This is a genomic window from Buttiauxella noackiae ATCC 51607 (genome assembly GCF_001654865.1).
Classification (GTDB): domain Bacteria; phylum Pseudomonadota; class Gammaproteobacteria; order Enterobacterales; family Enterobacteriaceae; genus Buttiauxella; species Buttiauxella noackiae.
The window spans coordinates 1-18,156 of the sequence record NZ_LXEO01000008.1; the positions used below are offsets into that span (position 1 = coordinate 1).

The following is an 18,156-nucleotide window of genomic DNA, read 5'->3' on the forward strand; positions in this document are numbered from 1 at the left end:
GCTCGCGATGGCGAGGTTTTTTATTTCAGGCAAAACGATTAATTTTACTCAGCAACCACTGTGCTACCCACGCCACGGTTGTTGAACTCCCATAGACGGTTAGCATTCGCATCATTCAAATCGCGTTGGATTTCGCCTTTCTCGCCTTTAGTACCGATATTGCCGGTAAACGGACGCTTAGAACCAGCGGCATCACCCCAGGGTTTTGCACTGTTAAAACCTTCGTTAATCACGCTGTCACGGATAACAACCTGGCCGTTAGATGTCTGGCCTGCGGTATAACCATTTTCACTTGCTTCCACATCCCAGGCGCGACCCAGTTGGGCGACGTTATCGCCAGCTGCAGTGAAGCGGCTGTTGATGGCCAGGAAACCGTAATAAATATTCGGCAGTGTAGCTGGCGCAAATACGGTGCCTTCTTTTGTGCGGCTGTTAACCAGGCGGAAGTCGGTATTTTCGAACACCACAGCACCACGACCTGCAACCACATCCACATCACCTTCAATGTAGCTGTTAGTCACTAACGTACGTGTCTGGCGGTCATTTAACAGGCGGTTTTGTACATCGCTGTTAGTAACGAAGAAGGTGTTCTGGCGGCCCAGCAGGTGAACATTGTTCAGCTGTACTTTATCGCCATCAGTACGCAGTGCTACAGCCTGATGATTACCAGCATCTACGCTGTCACCTAAAGTGTTAGCGATAGTCAGGTTTTGCATCTGCAAGCCGCTGTTCTGAGACCAGACAGCAGCAGAACACATAATACCTACAGTGGCAGTACGCTTATTCTGGCAGCTATCAAACATGTACCAGGCGGGTTTACCTGGCATATATTTACCACCTGGGTTAACGGCACGACGCCAGGTATTCGCATCGATTTCAGAATCCAGTGGCATAGTGATTTTCACATCACTTGCATTATCAGTGGTGCCGTACAGCGTTACGCTGCCAGAAGCAGCCGGAATATAAACGGTGCCAACATATTCACCTGGCTCAATAGCGATGTATTGGCGGGTGTTGCTATGTTTCATGATGGCTGCATCAACGGCAGCCTGGACAGACGTATGGGTCACACCTGCGCCACCGGCAGCACCAACAACAAAGTCAGGTTGCTGCGGAATACGAATAGATGACGGCGCCCAAGGGGCTTCGTTTTTATTTTTGGATGAGAAGTAACGTGCCTGAACAAAGTTCTGGGCTTCATCGGACGATAAAACTGGACGAGATTGGGTGCCTGGTGCCACTTGCGTGGACGGTTTATCTTCTGGCGGTGTTGAACTACAAGCCGATAGCGCTACAGCAAAAGCGAGCACAGCTGCCCGACGAGAAACAGAGAAAGTGTTCAAGGGTTGCTCCTTGCAGTGCAAATTTAAAAGGGGATCTGAAAGCCTGCTTTTTTATACTAAGTTGAGCGAAACGGGAAGCCGAAACGTAAAATACTTATGAGTTATACTATTTTCCTACCATAGGTAAGGGAAGCATTATGACCAAACTGTATTCGTACATTCGCTGGAGTTCCGCAAAGCAAAGCTTAGGAAGTTCGCAGGCACGACAAACGAAAAAAGCTCAAGAGTTTGCCATCCTAAAGGGGCTTGAGTATACAGAGATTTTTGATCGTGGAGTATCTGCATTTCGCGGAAAAAATATACGCTCAACTGCGGCTTTGGGGCATTTTATAAAGGAAGTCGAGAGCAAGAGTATTCCAGCAGACTCATGGTTATATGTAGAAAACTTAGACCGCTTATCCCGTGATGATGTAACAAACGCAAACGAGCTTTTTCTCAGATTACTAAATCTCGGTCTGACGATTGTTACAGGTATGGACAACAAGGTATATACAAGAGAAAGCGTCAATCTAAATCCTGCTGACTTGATGTTTTCAATCATGATGTTCATGCGAGCAAACGAGGAAAGTCGTACTAAATCGGCTCGCGTGATTGGTCACGTTAACAAACTTCTCGAAAGTCATAAACAGGGGCTTCCGGTTAATATTAAAAGTGCAGGGAATTGCCCTTGGTGGATTGATGATAGTGGCCTACAAAACGAATCACCAAAACCACATCCAATTTACTTTGATATCGCCAGAGAAGTCATTCGATTGTTTCTTGATGGGCACGGTTCCTATCGTATTGCAAAGATGCTTAACAGAGATCGTGAAAAGTATCCCGCCCCTTCTGGTTGGTCAAAGAAAATATCTCGTACATGGTCGGTTCGAAAACTTGAGTACATGCGCCGCAGCAAGGCTCTAACGGGTGAATATGTAATCACTGTACGTGGAGTTAAGCACACTTTGGCGAAATACTATCCAGCAGTGTGTACAGAGACGGAATTTGCAAGGCTGCAAGACTCAGTTAGAAATAATCGAATTACACAATCTGAAGATCGAGAGCGTATCGCATTACTTTCAGGTATGAATATGCTCCGCTGTGCGAACTGCGGAGGTGCTATGTCGTTCTATCTCATGGAGGGTAAGATTCGTTATTGTTGCGGGCAAGCTCGGAACCAGGCTGAGGACGGATGTTCCTTTTGGAGTGTGGCAGGTGCGCCCATAGAACATGCTGCTTTTTATGCTCTTATGTATGCAGCTTTTGATTATGAGATGGGTAACAGCCGTGTTGTAGACACTGAAGCATTAAATCACGATCAGGATGCAAGAAGACTGAGGCTTCAAAAAATAGATAGAGATCTTGCTTATTTTACCGAAGCAATCTCTTTGGGTACTGGCCCGCTCATAACATTGGTCGAAAAAATCCAAGAGTTAGAGCAACAAAAGAGCTGCCTTCTTTTGGATATTGATAATGGGAATAACCAGTTGTTACTGGCTGAGCAAGATGATGTCGGAAGTAGAATAACAGATATAATTGAATTGCTTAGGTCAGAAGTATTAACGGATATAACTCATCCCATAAGGTTGAAAGTTCGGGAGATAGTGCGGAGGACGATTCAGCATATTGCAGTTGCGAAGCGAGAGGATAAATCGATTATCGCGATTTTCTGCTTGCCAAATGGAGAGTATTTTATCGCTAACGGGATTAAGCATGAAGTCAATGGCAGTATCGCTAAAGATGTCGGGGTTTTTAAAGGTGCTTTGGATGAAAACGGCGCCCCTTTAGAATTGAAGGCACGCACAAAAGCAGATGCAAAAGTGATTATTAAACTTCTCGATGCGGAAAAGTCCCTTAGACGGAAAATTGATGCAATTGCGGAACAGTTAAAGATCCCACCCTTAAATGGGAAAGATTTTTTTGCTCAACGATGAGCATAAATTTGGAACAGGCCTGCGAAGCTGGTCGTTAAACAAGCGCTTCTCGATATGAGGTTGTCAATGAGATCAATCAATCGCCTTCATGAACGTAGATCTTTTTTTAAATATATGCCATTTGATACAGCGAAGATTGTACTGGCTAACACAAGTTTACGGTGGAGTTCACCTATTATATTTAATGATCCATTTGATGTTCCAAGAGAACTGCTTCCTGATATAAATGAAGAGCACATTAGTAGGGCTCTTGCTCAAAAATTAGTTACTGAGCTTAAGAATCCAAGAGATAATTTCAATGGGATCAATTTGCGACTAAGAGGATTGCTCGAACTCTTTCAGAGAGCATTCCCTCAAGGACTTACTCCCGAACAAATTGCTGATTTTGCAAATTTCGTTGCCAACCCCCCTGTTGGTGCAGGCGCATCAGTTGCTATTAATGAACTTAAAGAGTTATGGCGAGTTCAGTTGGAAGGTAGAAGAATATTGTGCCTTTCTGAAAGCCCTCTAATATTGCCAATGTGGAATCATTATGCTCTTCAATACACTGGAATAGCTTTGGAGTTTGCATGTGAAGATGAGCTGGAAAGTGCTTGGCTGAGAGCGAAACCAATCGATTATACGGATGAAAAACCACTCACTTACAGTGCTGAGGGTATGGCGGAACTGCTTTTTTTAGAGGATGGCAGTGGGGTTAAATATTTAAACGATAAAATCACATACATTAAAACAACTGCATGGGCATATGAGCACGAATGGCGGGTTTCATCTTACAAAAGAACCGAGGATGCTGGTTTGTACAGTGACTTCCGATTTCATCCCCTTGAGTTGAAATCAATTATTTTAGGGCCTCAATTTGATATGGCTAAATTAGCATCTATCCTTGAGCTTGCTAAAAACTACCCAAATGTTAGTGTTCAGCAGGCGACTCTTAACGCTCGTAGAGATATATTCTTGGAGCCGATCTTTTAGCAGCAACTTGCCGCAATACATCCGAACATCTACAGCGCTGCGGTTTATATTGTGCCGCAGGTTGTATCGCAATTGACTCCGCAAAAAAATCAATTTTCCTATACAGGCTAGTACGATTTTCACTCAGAGTTCTCTGTGTTGAATGTCTTGCTATATGGGCAGCGCTTCGACTTTGCTTTATAGACGAAGCTGAAAATGCTATTGCTGTAAACGCATAGCGTTTGCCCGTTTTCGGTAGTTGACTGTTCTGGGTTGCTCATCGTGATCCACCCTGCATCGGCGCTAAACGTCAACATCAGCCCGCTAAATAACACCGGTAAGTAACCTCTCATTCCTCTATTGTCCCAATTTTTCAGGTACTTTGCACAAACATAATCTAGGATATTATCACATCAATCGATCGATAAAAATGATCGATAAGATCGATTTTATTTATTAAAGCGGTTAGAGTATCTTACCGAAAATGATGAGTTGGCTGTGTTAAGGAGAAGGTTTTGAAGAAGTTACTTTTGTTAGCTCTGGCACTGAGTACGGGCAATGCATATGCCGATGATGGATCACCTCAACTTAAAACTGAAAGTCAGGCTGTGGTTCGTAACGCAGGCTATCAATGTGACAAAGTGAATGGTGTTTACCCTGCGGCTTTTGGTGGCTCGGTCACTGTGTTCTGTGATGACGTATATCAGTACACAATTAAAGACAAGGGCGGGCGCTACAGTGTGGAAGTTGACGACTAAGGAAAAGTAATCATGGCAATGAAGTCTTGCAAGGAGTGTGGTCAGCAAGTTTCGTCCAAAGCTAGGGTTTGTCCTGGTTGTGGAGTCAAGAAGCCATATGATTCACCAGTGCGCGGTTTTATTTTTATAGGTATTGTAGTCTTTGCTGTCATCAAAGGTTGCAGTGGCGGCAGTAGTAGCTCAGACAGCTCATATCATTCAAATGATGTTGCCAGCAGTAGTACGCCGACAAGCCAGCCTTTCGTATCGCCTGATGTTGCAAAAGTTAAAGCAGCAGTGCCTGTAAATATGGCCCCAGCAGATACAAAACCGTTTTCAGCTTCTCAGGTATGTAAGGCTACAATTGCTTCGTTGTTTAGCCCTATGCTGGGTGATATCAAAGCAGCAACAACGAAGCAAGAAGGAGTATATCGGCTTACCTACAAGCGTCGTTTAGATGGCGAGAAGTATTCATATGACTGCAAATTGTCTGACGATAGCGTTATATGGACTGAAACAGGCCAAAGCACGAACCGCTGGCGTGGGACAGGTAATGTTGGGTACAGCGTAGCCTTCACCGTTAAGGGTTCGGATCTAATTATCACCGAACTATATGCTGACGCTGATAATGTGACGCACAAGTATGCACTGAAAGACTTCCGCTAAGCATCCCATGAGGCGGCTTTTTGTCGCCTCATTTCCCCCCAGCGCAGAAATTCCAACATATCCCCATCCTATTTACCTCAAATGTGAAAAATATCATCGGTGCAATGTCTGATCTGTCAGGCAGATATGCATCATTCCAGAAAGTTGTACATGATCTTCTGGAAATATCAGGGAGATCACGACGTTGAGCTGCTTTAGGTTCCAATACTTGCTCGTGGGAAAAATCGGGGATATAACATTTTTATGGCACTGCTCGTCTATGCAGATGCAGTTTGTTGTTGAGAACATCGTACTCAACGGCATTTGGATATCAGGCATCGTGCACTACTTAAGCCGAGCGCAGCAAATTTGATTAATCAGTTATGCCAAGGGGGGGTTATTGGCGCATGGATAAAGATTGGATTCTTCAACAGAAAGAGACTCGCCGTACTTTTTCTAAATCAACTTGGATTCCTTTGAGAGCATCGTCAGATAATGAGCAAGGAAACGTTAAGTATATAGGTTACATGAATGAGTTCTTTGGATGTGGGTCAGTTGCGTTCCCACCAGAGAATCGTGAAGTCGCCGAAAGATTAAGCTGGGGTGACATCGGGATTAGCACAACGATCGCCCCTTACGCCTACACGGATGGATACTATTCTGCTATTGATGAATATGAGTATAACGACAAAGACCCGATCGGTGTTCACTTAGTTTTGGAAATGCCTCAGCCAGTAGTCGGAGGCAGACAATGGATACTCAATCCTGACCTTATTGCAGCACTTCGTCTCATAAAAGAGGGAGAACAATGGGTCAGACCTGAAGAAAATTTTGTAGTTGTCGCTCGTGAAGTTCTCGATGAAAAAGGTGAGCAACGTCTTATCGAAATAAAGAGAGAATACTTGCTCGATTACTTAGCTGCTAGGAATCTATCGTTACGACTGTCTTACTACCGTCAAAGAGTGGAAAATGTAGCCTCTCTTGAAACTAGCCAATATGAAAATTTAGATAGCCATCAAGAACAGCGTGATGGTGGTCGATACGAGCTACTGATTCGCGAAATAAATGATGTTTTTGGTGGTAGTTGGGCTATGTTCCGTACATGGAGAACTGACATAGACGAAGATGAAGATGCACCCGTGATGGGGCCAGAAACTGACAAAAACACCGATTATGAAAAATCTCAAGGGCGCAAAGGTGGCTATGAAGGTGTTCGAGTAGAGGGAGAATTCTGGCGAGACGAGTGGATAGAACACCAAGGAATTAGTACGCGCGTAAGAGGTGATTCAGAAAAGAGCCTACCTCAGTTCATAGTCGAAACCGACGGAACACGTTTGGCATCTGCCGAATTAAATAATGAAGATATTGGAAGATGGTTGTGGTTTCGATCCAGCATTGTTAACGAGCTTCTTGATCTCCGAGGGTTTTCACTTAAGTGGTATACAGCAGAAACTGGGTGCATCATTTCTACTTCCGGATATTCGATCCACTTCGGTATAAACTCTTCTGATTTAATCACCATTTACGCTTATGACGTAGCTCGCCTTCCCGCTTGGGAGCAACACATTTGGGCTGCCCATAATGTTGTTCCCGATGGGAAAGTTTCAAGCGAGTTATTGGACTCTCAGGTGAAAACTCAACCAGCATCTACCCACGCTGTGGAGGAGCTTTTTTTCGAAGTAATAGATATGCTCGAGGGTGGCTTTCGCGAGGTTTTCGACGTTCCGCTTTTCACTCATGACATTAATCGCGCTGAGGCTATGAAGCACATATCCCGCTTCGCAAGCAAGGATCAGGCGTCTCTTTTGAGGTTAGCTAAAGAGCTTGTACGTATTTTTACTGATCGGTTGGACGTACGCGAACTTCGTAAACTTTCGACACACCCGAACAAAGATAAACTGGGTTCAAATAAACTCCTTGAGGACGTGCTGGCTCAAAAAGTTGGAGCCGACAATGCTCGAAAGGTATTTGGCTCCATTGCTGGGGCATACGATATGCGAGTAGGCGATGCTCATCCTACTAGTTCCAAAATCGGGGATGCATTAAAGCTGGCGGGTATTGATGACAACAATTCATATTTGAGGCAAGGTGAGCAGCTAATATCCAATTTTGGTCAATCAATTTGGTGGATTGGAAAGTTACTGTTTAAAGAAGCCTAAAACGATAATATGTAGACTCGCGGCAATAACATAGCCCCTATCGGACAAACTTTAACCCCTCTCCGAGTTATCCGCAGAAACAGTTATTGGCAAAGTCGGCTATTAACTTTTAGCCGACACTCAGAAACTTCGTTGTTATCCATGTACACGGGATAAAGTGGTATGTAACGAATATCCTGTCGTCTCGTTTGGGTATACCTGATATAGACTGAGATACAAAGTCTCACTAGGGTTTCATGACACTCTATTGACTATAAAAATGCATGATGTATTATTTGAGTATTGTTTATATATTTAAATGAGACTCACATGGCAAATGTCCGTATTTATTGTCGCGCATCAACAGAAGGTCAACATGCAGACCGCGCCTTGGTAAGTCTGCGTGAGTTCGTAGCGGACAAAAATTGGCAGATTGCCGGGGAGTATATCGAGAACGCCAGTGGTGCAAAGCTGGATCGCGTGGAGCTTATGAGCCTGCTAGATGATGCACAACCCGGCGACCTACTATTGATTGAAGCAATCGATCGCCTTAGCCGTCTGCAACATAAAGAATGGGCTGAACTCAAAGCTGCATTGAAGAAGAAAGGGTTAGTAATCATTTCAATGGATTTACCGACCAGTTGGCAGATGGTTGAAATGGCTGGAAGCGACCTTACCAGCGGGATTCTTCGCGCCGTAAACGATATGCTGATCGACATCCTTGCTACGATGGCGAGGCAAGACTACGAGACACGCCGCAAGCGTCAGGCTCAGGGGATTGAGAAAGCAAAAGAGGCTGGTTTGTACACCGGGAAAGAAAAGGATATGCAAGCCCGTGAGACGGTACATGAAATGCTGGCACAGAAGGTTAAGCCAGCCCTTATTATGAAAGCTGCGGGTATCAGTCGCGCTACGTTCTACCGTATCAAAAAGGAACTGGCTGAGATGCTGTAAGTAAGCCCACTACCATATTCTATCAATGAGCCTCGCATGTGTGCGGGGCTTTATTTTGCCCGTTATTTGAGGGTTAAATATGAGAAAATCCTGCGACTGCCGCCGTAGCCAATCACCAAATGGTAGCGCTTGGCACCTTCGTCATTGAGAATGCCAGCCCGAATTTTTATGTGCGAGTGACGCTGGCTGATGGAAGATAACCCTGTTAAACGAATTAGCCTAACAGCAGAAATTGACGTTTCACGTCAGGATTTGCATATGCGGCTATACCTTTCCTTCGTGCCTTACTAACGTGCGTCACAGTAACTAACGTTGTATGTAAAAGGTTAATGGGATTATTGGGATTTAGGGGGTTAATAATTTAAAATATTGATAATAATGGAAATAAAATTTATGGTGCGTGGGATTAACTAGGGCTTTAATGCTTCAGGGTGGGATTTTTTGCCTTAGAAAAAGAAAGGGGGCAGTTAAGCCCTCTTTAAAATGGTGTCGATCTGACATCGCAGCCAGTCTGTAAATTTTCTATCCACTGCGCCGCCTGTTTTGGTTTCCAGTTCCGTGGGAACCAGTAGCGGGAACGGTCTACGTTCTGCCCGTTGGTATAGATTCTCGCCTGACGGTAGCCCAGTTCTTCCAGCTTGCGCTTAACCTTATCAGGGCTTTCATTGAATACGTTTTTCAGCATATCCATTTTGAAAACCTTGTTGGATTCCAGCCAGTCGGTCAACTCAATATCCAGCATCGATCGTGATTGCTCTATCATGCTTGTTAACGTCGCTGTATGTTCGCAGCGGTTCGGGTTAAAGCCAGCCAGGTCATATTGCTGAAACCAGAAGTAAAGCGCGTCAAGATTCCCTTGCTCCTGCAACCATTTATCCAGGCGGTCAATAAATTGCGTGGTATCTTCGCGATCCTGTTGGTGCTCAAGGTAGCTGACTGCATACCAACGCCGTTCGTTAGCATCCAGTTTTAGGGGGCGCTTCTCGTTACTGGCGAGAATAAAGCGGGTACAGGTATCAATCATCTGCGCCTGGGCGTATTTTTCTTCAATCTGCTGTCGTCGTTCGGTCAGTAGCGACTTAAGCTGTGTTTGCAAAGTTTTCGACATTGACTGGCAGTCATCCAGGAAGACCAGTAGGCTGGACGAAAGCACGGAGCTAAACTTCCCGGTCAGCTTTTCATAGGAATTAAGCAGTGATGCCTGCTTGTTCAGCAATGGGTATAAAATCTGATTGAACAGGAAACCTTTCCCGGTTCCGGTGTCGCTTGTCAGCATCAGATGCCAGCTTGGCTTTTCTTCAGGGTGCTGGAACATATGCCCCAGCCACTGGCAAACGGTATGGCGCTCCTGAACTACAGGGAAGAGTCGCTCCAGATACTCAAGCCACAGCGAAAGATCCGCATCTGGCATGGCTTCAGCTTCTGGTTCGTATGGCTGCCATGTATTGAGCACTGGCACACCATCAGCTTCATAGATTAGCGGAACCGCTTTACCCGGCGCGAAGGTCTTACCGGAAACAAACTTTAGACGCTGGGCAAGAGTTTCATGAACCATTGCCAGATTAGGCTTCACGTTTGCATCAGACTGCTTTTTGTACCATTGAATAAATAAATTGTACTCCGCATGGTAGTGGTATGTTCTCTTAGTCTCAATGCTGTAAAGCTCTGGACCCTGCGAAGAATTTAAGTAAATAAAACCCTTGTTTTTCATGTGATTAGCAAAATTTTGGGCATGTAATTTCTTAGTTTCTTCCAACTCGCTATCGTAAACATCAACATCGTTTGCGGCGCGGTCTTTGGTCAGGTCGTTTGCTGTCTGGTTCTGCATGTATCCTCCACTGAGGTGTTAAAAATAGCATTGATAAGGTCAGTATGGTCTGTTGGTGTACTGGCGATCTCGGTGAGCAGGCGGCGTACAAAAACAGGCAGCGGCATGTTTCCCCGTGTGTCCGTCAGCCACTCGGCAACACTACTTGGTATAGTGATGTCATAGATTTTCATGGTCCTTTCTCCTCTCGGGCGGGGATTGATTTATAACGTTCTGGATCTGCCTCCCTGAGCCTTCGCGCTGCGGCTATAGCTCTTGCCAGAGCTTCCGGGTCGATAGTGCTGTCAAGGCATTTACATCCCCGTGCCGTGTTACTCATACTATCGCCCCGGTTAACAGGTTGCGAAGCTGTTTTCTCATTGCTAATTGATCGGTGGCAACCTGTTCATCTGCTTTGCGTTTAGCATCCTCTGCCGCTTCGGATATAAGTATGTCAATCTCTGCCTCCATCGCGTTAAAGAGTTCGGTGTGGTACTTCTCAGATATATTAGCCCGAAGGGTTTCGAGTTCCTGAGCAACCAACGAATCCGGTTTTTGAAGGGTGACCGATAGCATCGATGTATTGGACATTACCGGTTGGGGATTCGTCGTGCTATAGCGCCAGCCGTCGAGGATTAGGGACTGAAGTTTTTCCACCAGCCGCACAGGAATGTCTCCAAAGTTCTGATACTTGTTATAGCGGGCTTCTGCATTATCCATGTGGCGCTTTAAAACCTCATCGTTTGGTTGGTACTTTGCTGCGATCTTGTCGAGATAGATTTGTAATTCTGGGGCAATTTGATTTTGCATATTTCTCTTCGTTGCCATGTCGTTCTCCGTAGCGGTAATAAATAGGCGTAGCAATGTGCTGGCGCTGGTTGTGTGCGTCAGTCGTACCGTTTTACGGTTATTTTATTGAGTGTCAGTAGACGACGTTGAATGCTTGGTTGCAGGTCGGACAAAAGTTAGCGCGTTCGGTGTTCACTAGGAACCAACGGCAAACGCCCGAACGGTCAACGATGTAATCCACAACCCGAAAGTCGGCCAGGGTCGATAAGTTGCGGTGAATGGTCGAAAGGGGCGCACCCACCAATTTCGATAGGTCAAAAGCGGTGAGTGGGATTGTGGTTTGTGTCAGGTAGTGCAAAAGGTGAATCCGGGAAGTTGTTAGGGTTAGTCCCGTGGATTTTAGGATATTGACCAGCTTTTTACGTTCCTTAGTTAGCGGTGGCAAAAAATCTGGATGGGGAAAATTAAAACACAAAAGATCCTCTCATAAGTTATTCATCATAATAGCTATTTTATCATGAGTAGTGATAAAAATCAACTTAAATGAGAATTATTATCATTATAGAATTACAATAAATGCTACTCGTATGTAAAAACGAAACGGGAAGCCGATTGTGCAAATCGGCTTCAGAAAGATGGGATTAATTGAACATAGCGGTAATAGAGGCGCTGCCTAATGAATGGAAATGGACGTTGTAACCCACCATTGCGCCGGATGCACTCTCCGCTACATCTAGTTTTTCAACATCAAGCGCATGAACCGTGAAAATATAGCGGTGTACTTCACCTTTCGGTGGTGCTGCACCACCATAGCCCGGTTTGCCAAAGTCGGTGAATGTCTCCATGGCCGGTTCTGGCAGTTCAGCCAGGCCTGAACCTGCACCTTGTGGCAGAACGCGCGTATCGGCTGGTAGATTGATTACGACCCAATGCCACCAACCTGAACCGGACGGTGCGTCAGGATCGTAACTGGTCACGACAAAGCTTTTGGTTCCTGTAGGAACGTCATCCCACGCCAAATGCGGCGAAATATTATCGCCATCGTAACCCATACCATTAAGTACCTGACGCCATGGGAGTTTACCCCCATCTTTGAAATCCTGACTGACCAGTTTCATCTCAGCTCCTTGCGTTTAAATATTCAGTAATTTTAGTAACTCTTCGGCAGCAACTGTCGAAGAAGCTGGATTTTGCCCGGTAACTAAATGCCCGTCGACTACTGCGTACTCGCCCCAGTCGTCGGTGCGCTCAAATAAGCCACCTGCTTTTTTCAGCTCATCTTCTACCAGGAAGGGCACTATTGCGGTTAAACCTACACCCTCTTCTTCACTATTGGTAAATCCGGTTACCCGTTTGCCTTTGACCAATGGTGAGCCGTCAGGTTTTGTCACTTTGCGCAACACTCCGGGGGCATGGCACACCGCCGCAACGGGTTTGCCTGCGGCCCAAAATTGCTCAATCAATTTAATGGAATGTGGATCTTCCGCGAGATCCCATAATGGCCCGTGACCACCAGGATAAAACACTGCGTCATAATCATCGGCATGGATGTTTTCAAGTTTTTCGGTGTTGGCTAATAGTTCTTGTGCGGCGCTGTCGCTGCGAAAACGGCGCGTGTCATCGGTTTGTGCATCCGGTTCATCACTTTTGGGATCAAGCGGAGGTTGCCCGCCTTTTGGTGAAGCGAGAGTGATTTTCAACCCGGCATCGTGAAAGACATAATACGGCGCGGCAAACTCCTCAAGCCAAAAGCCTGTGGGTTTGCCGGTGTTGCCGAGCTGATTGTGCGAGGTTAAAACCATGAGGATTTTCATCTGAATCTCCCTGTTGGGGACGTGAAAAGATCCTCGAAGTGTAGTGCATACCGGAGAGGCTTGCTGATGCTCAGCTTCTGAAAAATGTCGGATTTTGCACCGCACACGCCACAGCTTGAATCAATTTACCCAGTTGTTCAGGGCTAATAACGTATGGCGGCATCAGGTAAATCAGGCGTCCAAACGGACGAATCCAGACACCTTGTTCAACAAAGAATGCCTGAAGGGTTGCCATATCTACCGGTAGATGAGTTTCTACCACGCCAATGGCGCCGAGCACGCGTACATCCGCCACTTGCTCACAGTCGCGTAAAGGCTCCAGCCCTTCCTGCAACTGCCCCTCAAGAGCTTTGACTTGCTGCTGCCAGTGGCCTTCCTCCAGCAACGCAAGGCTTTCGGTGGCAACAGCACAGGCTAGTGGGTTGCCCATAAACGTCGGCCCATGCATAAAGCATCCGGCCTCGCCGTCGCTAATGGTTTCTGCCACCAGGCGGGTGGTGAGCGTTGCGGAAAGAGTCATAGTGCCGCCCGTCAGCGCTTTGCCAAGGCACATAATATCTGGTGAAATTCCCGCGTGTTCACAGGCAAACAGCTTACCCGTACGGCCAAAGCCGGTCGCAATCTCATCGGCAATCAGCAAAATCCCTTCGCGGTCGCACATGCGGCGAATGCGCTTTAGCCATTCCGGGTGATAGAACCGCATACCGCCAGCCCCCTGAACAATCGGCTCAAGGATAACTGCTGCAATTTCCTGGCGATGAGCGGCCATTAAACGTGCGAATGGCACGATGTCCATCTCATCCCATTCATCGTCAAAACGGCAATTTGGCGCGGGAGCAAACAGGTGCTCAGGCAGGTAACCTTGCCACAGGCTATGCATCGAATTATCCGGATCGCACACCGACATCGCACCAAACGTATCGCCGTGATAACCGTGGCGGAAAGTGAGGAAGCGCTGGCGAGGTTCGCCTTTAGCGTGCCAGTACTGCAATGCCATTTTCATTGCGACTTCAACGGCAACAGAACCTGAGTCTGCAAGAAATACGCATTCGAGATTTTCTGGCGTCATGGCGACCAGTTTACGACATAGCGCCACTGCTGGTGGATGGGTGATACCACCAAACATGACGTGCGACATCTGGTCAATCTGGTCTTTCATTGCCTGATTTAAGCGTGGGTGATTGTAGCCATGAATTGCCGCCCACCAGGACGACATCCCGTCAACAAGGGCTTTACCATCAGCAAGTTGTAGTTCGCAGCCTGTTGCCGCCACAACCGGATAAACCGGTAGTGGTTCAGTCATGGAGGTGTAAGGGTGCCAGATATGTTGCTGGTCGAACGCTAAATCAGCAGGGGTCATAGGGTGACTTGTAAACCATTTGAAAAAGATTTAGGTTTACAAGTATAACGTCAATCAATGGCTAACAACACCCTTTTTGGAGATGCCCCATGGCTCACCACGCACGCTGGTCAATGTCGCAGGTCACTGCTTTATTTGAAAAACCTTTCCTCGAACTGATGTTTGAAGCACAAAAGGTGCATCGTCAGCACTTCGATCCCCGCCACGTTCAGGTCAGTACGCTGCTGTCGATCAAAACCGGCGCATGCCCGGAAGACTGTAAATATTGCCCGCAAAGCGCGCGATACAAAACCGGGCTGGCTTCAGAACGTCTGATGGAAGTTGAGCAAGTGTTGGACTCGGCACGCAAAGCGTTAAATGCGGGTTCTACTCGTTTCTGCATGGGGGCCGCGTGGAAAAACCCTAACGATCGCGATATGCCGTACCTTGAACAAATGGTGCAGGGCGTGCGCGAAATGGGGCTTGAAACCTGTATGACGCTCGGCACATTAACCGATACGCAGGCACAACGCCTGGCGGCGGCAGGGCTTGATTACTACAACCATAACCTCGACACCTCACCAGAATTCTACGGCAATATCATCACCACGCGTACCTATCAGGAACGCCTCGACACGCTCGATAAAGTACGTGATGCCGGGATTAAAGTTTGCTCCGGTGGGATTGTTGGTTTGGGGGAAACGGTGACCGATCGTGCCGGATTGCTGCTGCAATTAGCCAATTTACCAACGCCGCCAGAAAGCGTGCCAATCAACATGCTGGTGAAAGTGAAAGGCACCCCGATGGCCGATAACGAAGACGTCGATGCGTTTGATTTTATTCGCACTATTGCTGTTGCTCGTATCATGATGCCGACCTCTTTCGTGCGGCTTTCTGCCGGGCGTGAACAGATGAGCGAGCAAACTCAGGCCATGTGCTTTATGGCTGGTGCAAACTCGATTTTCTATGGCTGCAAACTACTGACTACGCCAAACCCGGAAGAAGATAAAGACCTGCAATTGTTCCGTAAACTCGGGCTTAATCCACAGCAAACAACCACTCATGCAGGCGACAACGAGCAGCAACAACAACTGACCGATCAATTGCTCAACGCGGATACGGAGAATTACTACAACGCGGCGGCTGTATGACCTGGCAGCAACGCATTGATAGTGCGCTTGCCTGGCGGCGGGCAAGCGACAGTTTTCGCACCAGGCAGGCCAACCAACAAGGTAGCGGGCGCTATCTTATCCAAAACGATACCCGTTATCTGAATTTTTCCAGTAACGATTATCTGGGAATCAGCCACCATGCTGAAGTGGTGAATGCCTGGCAACAGGGTGCTGAGATTTATGGAATTGGAAGTGGTGGTTCCGGGCATGTCACCGGGTATCACGAAGCCCATCAGCGATTTGAACAGCAGTTAGCTGACTGGCTGGGTTATCCGCGTGCATTACTGTTTATTTCAGGTTTCGCGGCAAACCAGGCACTGATTGCTGCACTGACAGAAAAATCAGACCGAATTGTTGCTGATAAACTTAGCCATGCTTCACTTCTGGAAGCAGCAATGCACAGCCCGGCGCAGTTACGTCGTTTTGCTCACAACGATATCGCATCGTTGCAAACGCTGTTGGCCTCGCAAACTGACGGTCAACAACTGGTCATTACCGAAGGTATTTTCAGCATGGACGGTGATGCCGCACCGTTGGCTGAAATTGCGCAGGCTACCCGCGAAGCACAAGGCTTGTTGATGGTTGACGACGCCCATGGCATTGGCGTGATTGGTGAAGAGGGGCGTGGCAGTTGCTATCAGCAACATGTTAAACCAGATTTGCTTGTCGTAACGTTCGGCAAGGCATTTGGTGCGAGTGGTGCCGCTGTATTGTGTAGCGAATCGATGGCTGATTATTTGCTGCAATCGGCCCGACATCTTATCTACAGCACCGCAATGCCACCTGCACAGGCGTGTGCACTGTCGGCGGCGTTGAATGTTATCCGCAGTGAAGATTCCCGGCGTACTCAATTACACGCCAATATTGCCCATTTCCGCGCAGGATCAGCACAACTACCGTTGCAATTAATGGCCTCACAAACTGCCATCCAGCCATTGATCGTAGGGGGAAATCAGCCTGCACTGAACCTTGCTGCGACCTTACGCGAACGCGGATTCTGGCTAACAGCGATTCGTCCACCTACGGTGCCAGCGGGTACGGCGCGGTTGCGTGTGACGCTCACTGCCAGTCACACCCGTGAAGACATCGACAAGCTTTTGGAGGCGCTGTATGACGCGACTCGTTGATAAAGCGGCTATTGCCGCTGCATTTGGCCGTGCGGCAAACACCTACGACAGCCACGCCGAATTGCAACGCACCAGCGGGGGCTTGCTGATGGGAATGCTTGAAGGCCGTAATATCAGCGACGTGTTAGATGCCGGATGCGGTACGGGTTGGTATAGCCGCGCCTGGCGTGAAAAAGGCTGCCATGTCACGGCTCTGGATCTTTCCCCGGCGATGCTGAACCACGCTGCACTTCAGGGGTCAGCTGATAACTATCTCGAAGGCGATATTGAAGCCATCAACCTTGCAGACCAGCAGGTCGATCTCGCATGGAGTAACCTGGCGGTGCAGTGGTGCAGCGATTTACGCAGCGGCTTAAGTGAGCTTTACCGTGTCACTCGCCCAGGCGGTTGCGTGGCATTTACCACGCTTGCGGCAGATTCAATATGCGAGCTGCATACCGCCTGGCAGGTGGTTGATGAACGATCTCATGCCAACCGATTTATGACGTTTGAACAGATTCAGGGCGCGTGTGAAGGGTGGTGCTGCTCTCTAAAAATTCATGAAATTAGCCAGTCTTACGAAAGCGTATTGAGTGCCATGCAATCGCTAAAAGGCATTGGTGCAACGCACCTTCATGATGGGCGTAAAGCATCGTTGATGACTCGCCAACAATTGCAAAAATTAAGCCTTGCCTGGCCGCAGAAACGGGGCCAATTCCCTCTGACGTGGCAACTTGTTTGTGGAGTGATTGAACGTGATTAAAAAATGGTTTGTAACCGGAACGGATACGGAAGTGGGTAAAACCGTTGCCAGTTGTGCTTTGCTGCAGGCCGCAGGAGATGCGGGTTACCGTACTGCAGGATATAAGCCCGTTGCCTCTGGCAGTGAAATGACCGCTCAGGGTATTCGTAACAGTGATGCGCTTGCTCTGCAGCGCAACAGTAACGTCAAATTAAGCTATGCCCAGGTAAACCCATTTGCATTTTTAGAGCCTACATCACCGCATATCGTTAGTGCGGAAGCACTGCAACCCATCGAATTTTCGCAGATGTCAGCAGGTCTTGAAGCGCTCGCTTCTCAGGCCGACTGGGTACAGGTTGAAGGGGCGGGCGGCTGGTTTACACCTCTTTCAGCAACGACCACTTTTGCTGATTGGGCAATACAAGAGCAGTTGCCAGTGATTTTGGTCGTGGGGGTAAAACTTGGCTGTATCAATCATGCCATGCTAACGGCGCATGCCGTGCAAAATGCAGGCTTGCGCCTGGCGGGCTGGATTGCCAATGATGTTCAACCTACCGGGAAGCGCCATGCTGAGTATCTCGCAACGTTACGTGATGTTTTAAAAGCCCCTATGTTAGGTGAGATCCCGTTCTATCCGCATATCGACGAACAAACTTCGGCAGGCCGCCACCTGGATATTTCCCTTCTTTCGCTGTAACTCGTAAAT

General features: G+C 47.4%; 19 protein-coding genes. 10 read left to right on the forward strand and 9 right to left on the reverse strand.

The window, feature by feature from the left end; translation table 11 throughout:
• Nucleotides 1-44 precede the first annotated feature (44 nt).
• Nucleotides 45-1,343: a putative acyl-CoA thioester hydrolase gene (locus tag M979_RS02340; protein WP_034456575.1), complete on the reverse strand. Its 1,299-nt coding sequence runs from the start codon at nt 1,341-1,343 to the stop codon at nt 45-47.
• A gap of 137 nt (nt 1,344-1,480) precedes the next feature.
• On the opposite strand from M979_RS02340, the gene M979_RS02345 reads away from it, so the two are divergent.
• Nucleotides 1,481-3,256, forward strand: a complete 1,776-nt coding sequence (locus M979_RS02345; RefSeq protein WP_064553504.1) for a recombinase family protein — start codon at nt 1,481-1,483, stop codon at nt 3,254-3,256.
• A 66-nt stretch (nt 3,257-3,322) separates the two neighbouring features.
• Nucleotides 3,323-4,228 (forward strand): DUF2971 domain-containing protein, encoded by a 906-nt coding sequence (locus M979_RS02350; protein WP_064553506.1) that lies wholly within the window; start codon nt 3,323-3,325, stop codon nt 4,226-4,228.
• Nucleotides 4,229-4,347: 119 nt separating this feature from the next.
• On the opposite strand, the gene M979_RS23710 is transcribed toward M979_RS02350, so the two are convergent.
• Entirely contained in the window at nt 4,348-4,560 is a 213-nt protein-coding gene (locus M979_RS23710) for a hypothetical protein (RefSeq protein WP_074388622.1), read from the reverse strand.
• 162 nt (nt 4,561-4,722) lie between these two features.
• Between M979_RS23710 and M979_RS02355 the strand changes: the two genes are divergently transcribed.
• The 4 genes from M979_RS02355 to M979_RS02370 all read left to right on the forward strand — a co-directional run bounded on the left by M979_RS02355 (nt 4,723) and on the right by M979_RS02370 (nt 8,681).
• Entirely contained in the window at nt 4,723-4,965 is a 243-nt protein-coding gene (locus tag M979_RS02355) for a hypothetical protein (protein ID WP_064553509.1), read from the forward strand.
• Nucleotides 4,966-4,977: 12 nt separating this feature from the next.
• On the forward strand, nt 4,978-5,610 hold the full coding sequence (locus tag M979_RS02360) for a hypothetical protein (protein WP_245164631.1): 633 nt from the start codon (nt 4,978-4,980) through the stop codon (nt 5,608-5,610).
• 386 nt (nt 5,611-5,996) lie between these two features.
• Nucleotides 5,997-7,748, forward strand: a complete 1,752-nt coding sequence (locus M979_RS02365) for a hypothetical protein (protein ID WP_064553511.1) — start codon at nt 5,997-5,999, stop codon at nt 7,746-7,748.
• Between the two features lie 309 nt (nt 7,749-8,057).
• Nucleotides 8,058-8,681: a recombinase family protein gene (locus M979_RS02370; RefSeq protein WP_064553513.1), complete on the forward strand. Its 624-nt coding sequence runs from the start codon at nt 8,058-8,060 to the stop codon at nt 8,679-8,681.
• A 478-nt stretch (nt 8,682-9,159) separates the two neighbouring features.
• Here M979_RS02370 and M979_RS02375 read toward each other — a convergent pair whose 3' ends face one another.
• The 7 genes from M979_RS02375 to bioA form a co-directional block, all read right to left on the reverse strand.
• The gene (locus tag M979_RS02375) at nt 9,160-10,509 is read right to left on the reverse strand and encodes a primase-helicase family protein (protein WP_064553515.1); all 1,350 of its coding nucleotides are present in this window, start codon (nt 10,507-10,509) and stop codon (nt 9,160-9,162) included.
• Nucleotides 10,482-10,682, reverse strand: a complete 201-nt coding sequence (locus M979_RS22335; protein ID WP_074388623.1) for a hypothetical protein — start codon at nt 10,680-10,682, stop codon at nt 10,482-10,484. Before M979_RS22335 ends, M979_RS02375 begins: the two co-directional genes overlap by 28 nt.
• 142 nt (nt 10,683-10,824) lie before the next feature.
• Nucleotides 10,825-11,316, reverse strand: coding sequence for a hypothetical protein (locus tag M979_RS02380; protein WP_064553517.1), 492 nt, complete (start codon nt 11,314-11,316; stop codon nt 10,825-10,827).
• Nucleotides 11,317-11,410: 94 nt separating this feature from the next.
• Nucleotides 11,411-11,752 carry a helix-turn-helix domain-containing protein gene (locus tag M979_RS23990; RefSeq protein WP_157093197.1) on the reverse strand — a complete coding sequence of 114 codons (342 nt, stop codon included), beginning with the start codon at nt 11,750-11,752 and terminating at the stop codon, nt 11,411-11,413.
• Nucleotides 11,753-11,918: 166 nt separating this feature from the next.
• Nucleotides 11,919-12,395: a kinase inhibitor gene (locus M979_RS02385; RefSeq protein WP_034456573.1), complete on the reverse strand. Its 477-nt coding sequence runs from the start codon at nt 12,393-12,395 to the stop codon at nt 11,919-11,921.
• 15 nt (nt 12,396-12,410) lie between these two features.
• A complete protein-coding gene (locus M979_RS02390; protein ID WP_064553519.1) occupies nt 12,411-13,091 on the reverse strand; it encodes a type 1 glutamine amidotransferase domain-containing protein in 681 nt (226 codons plus the stop codon).
• Between the two features lie 70 nt (nt 13,092-13,161).
• Nucleotides 13,162-14,451 (reverse strand): adenosylmethionine--8-amino-7-oxononanoate transaminase, encoded by a 1,290-nt coding sequence (bioA, locus tag M979_RS02395; protein ID WP_064553521.1) that lies wholly within the window; start codon nt 14,449-14,451, stop codon nt 13,162-13,164.
• Between the two features lie 89 nt (nt 14,452-14,540).
• Here bioA and bioB point away from each other — a divergent pair, with 89 nt between their 5' ends.
• Genes bioB through bioD form a run of 4 tightly spaced genes read left to right on the forward strand, consistent with a single transcriptional unit; the run spans nt 14,541 to nt 18,147 of the window.
• Nucleotides 14,541-15,581 (forward strand): biotin synthase BioB, encoded by a 1,041-nt coding sequence (bioB, locus tag M979_RS02400; RefSeq protein WP_064553522.1) that lies wholly within the window; start codon nt 14,541-14,543, stop codon nt 15,579-15,581.
• Nucleotides 15,578-16,729: an 8-amino-7-oxononanoate synthase gene (bioF, locus tag M979_RS02405; RefSeq protein ID WP_064553524.1), complete on the forward strand. Its 1,152-nt coding sequence runs from the start codon at nt 15,578-15,580 to the stop codon at nt 16,727-16,729. The genes bioB and bioF overlap by 4 nt, the downstream gene beginning before the upstream one ends.
• The gene (gene bioC / locus M979_RS02410; protein ID WP_064553526.1) at nt 16,713-17,471 is read left to right on the forward strand and encodes a malonyl-ACP O-methyltransferase BioC; all 759 of its coding nucleotides are present in this window, start codon (nt 16,713-16,715) and stop codon (nt 17,469-17,471) included. Before bioF ends, bioC begins: the two co-directional genes overlap by 17 nt.
• A complete protein-coding gene (gene bioD / locus M979_RS02415; protein ID WP_064553528.1) occupies nt 17,464-18,147 on the forward strand; it encodes a dethiobiotin synthase in 684 nt (227 codons plus the stop codon). The genes bioC and bioD overlap by 8 nt, the downstream gene beginning before the upstream one ends.
• The last annotated feature ends 9 nt before the right edge of the window (nt 18,148-18,156 follow it).

What these genes read in the sequence shown, in the direction of transcription:
- M979_RS02375 (WP_064553515.1), bottom strand. Translation starts at nt 10,509, where the DNA reads ATGCAGAACCAGACAGCAAACGACCTGACCAAAGACCGCGCCGCAAAC.
- M979_RS02385 (WP_034456573.1), bottom strand. Translation starts at nt 12,395, where the DNA reads ATGAAACTGGTCAGTCAGGATTTCAAAGATGGGGGTAAACTCCCATGG.
- M979_RS02390 (WP_064553519.1), bottom strand. Translation starts at nt 13,091, where the DNA reads ATGAAAATCCTCATGGTTTTAACCTCGCACAATCAGCTCGGCAACACC.
- M979_RS02380 (WP_064553517.1), bottom strand. Translation starts at nt 11,316, where the DNA reads ATGGCAACGAAGAGAAATATGCAAAATCAAATTGCCCCAGAATTACAA.
- bioA (WP_064553521.1), bottom strand. Translation starts at nt 14,451, where the DNA reads ATGACCCCTGCTGATTTAGCGTTCGACCAGCAACATATCTGGCACCCT.
- bioF (WP_064553524.1), top strand. Translation starts at nt 15,578, where the DNA reads ATGACCTGGCAGCAACGCATTGATAGTGCGCTTGCCTGGCGGCGGGCA.
- M979_RS22335 (WP_074388623.1), bottom strand. Translation starts at nt 10,682, where the DNA reads ATGAAAATCTATGACATCACTATACCAAGTAGTGTTGCCGAGTGGCTG.
- M979_RS02360 (WP_245164631.1), top strand. Translation starts at nt 4,978, where the DNA reads ATGGCAATGAAGTCTTGCAAGGAGTGTGGTCAGCAAGTTTCGTCCAAA.
- M979_RS23710 (WP_074388622.1), bottom strand. Translation starts at nt 4,560, where the DNA reads ATGAGAGGTTACTTACCGGTGTTATTTAGCGGGCTGATGTTGACGTTT.
- bioB (WP_064553522.1), top strand. Translation starts at nt 14,541, where the DNA reads ATGGCTCACCACGCACGCTGGTCAATGTCGCAGGTCACTGCTTTATTT.
- bioC (WP_064553526.1), top strand. Translation starts at nt 16,713, where the DNA reads ATGACGCGACTCGTTGATAAAGCGGCTATTGCCGCTGCATTTGGCCGT.
- M979_RS02345 (WP_064553504.1), top strand. Translation starts at nt 1,481, where the DNA reads ATGACCAAACTGTATTCGTACATTCGCTGGAGTTCCGCAAAGCAAAGC.
- M979_RS02365 (WP_064553511.1), top strand. Translation starts at nt 5,997, where the DNA reads ATGGATAAAGATTGGATTCTTCAACAGAAAGAGACTCGCCGTACTTTT.
- M979_RS02350 (WP_064553506.1), top strand. Translation starts at nt 3,323, where the DNA reads ATGAGATCAATCAATCGCCTTCATGAACGTAGATCTTTTTTTAAATAT.
- M979_RS02370 (WP_064553513.1), top strand. Translation starts at nt 8,058, where the DNA reads ATGGCAAATGTCCGTATTTATTGTCGCGCATCAACAGAAGGTCAACAT.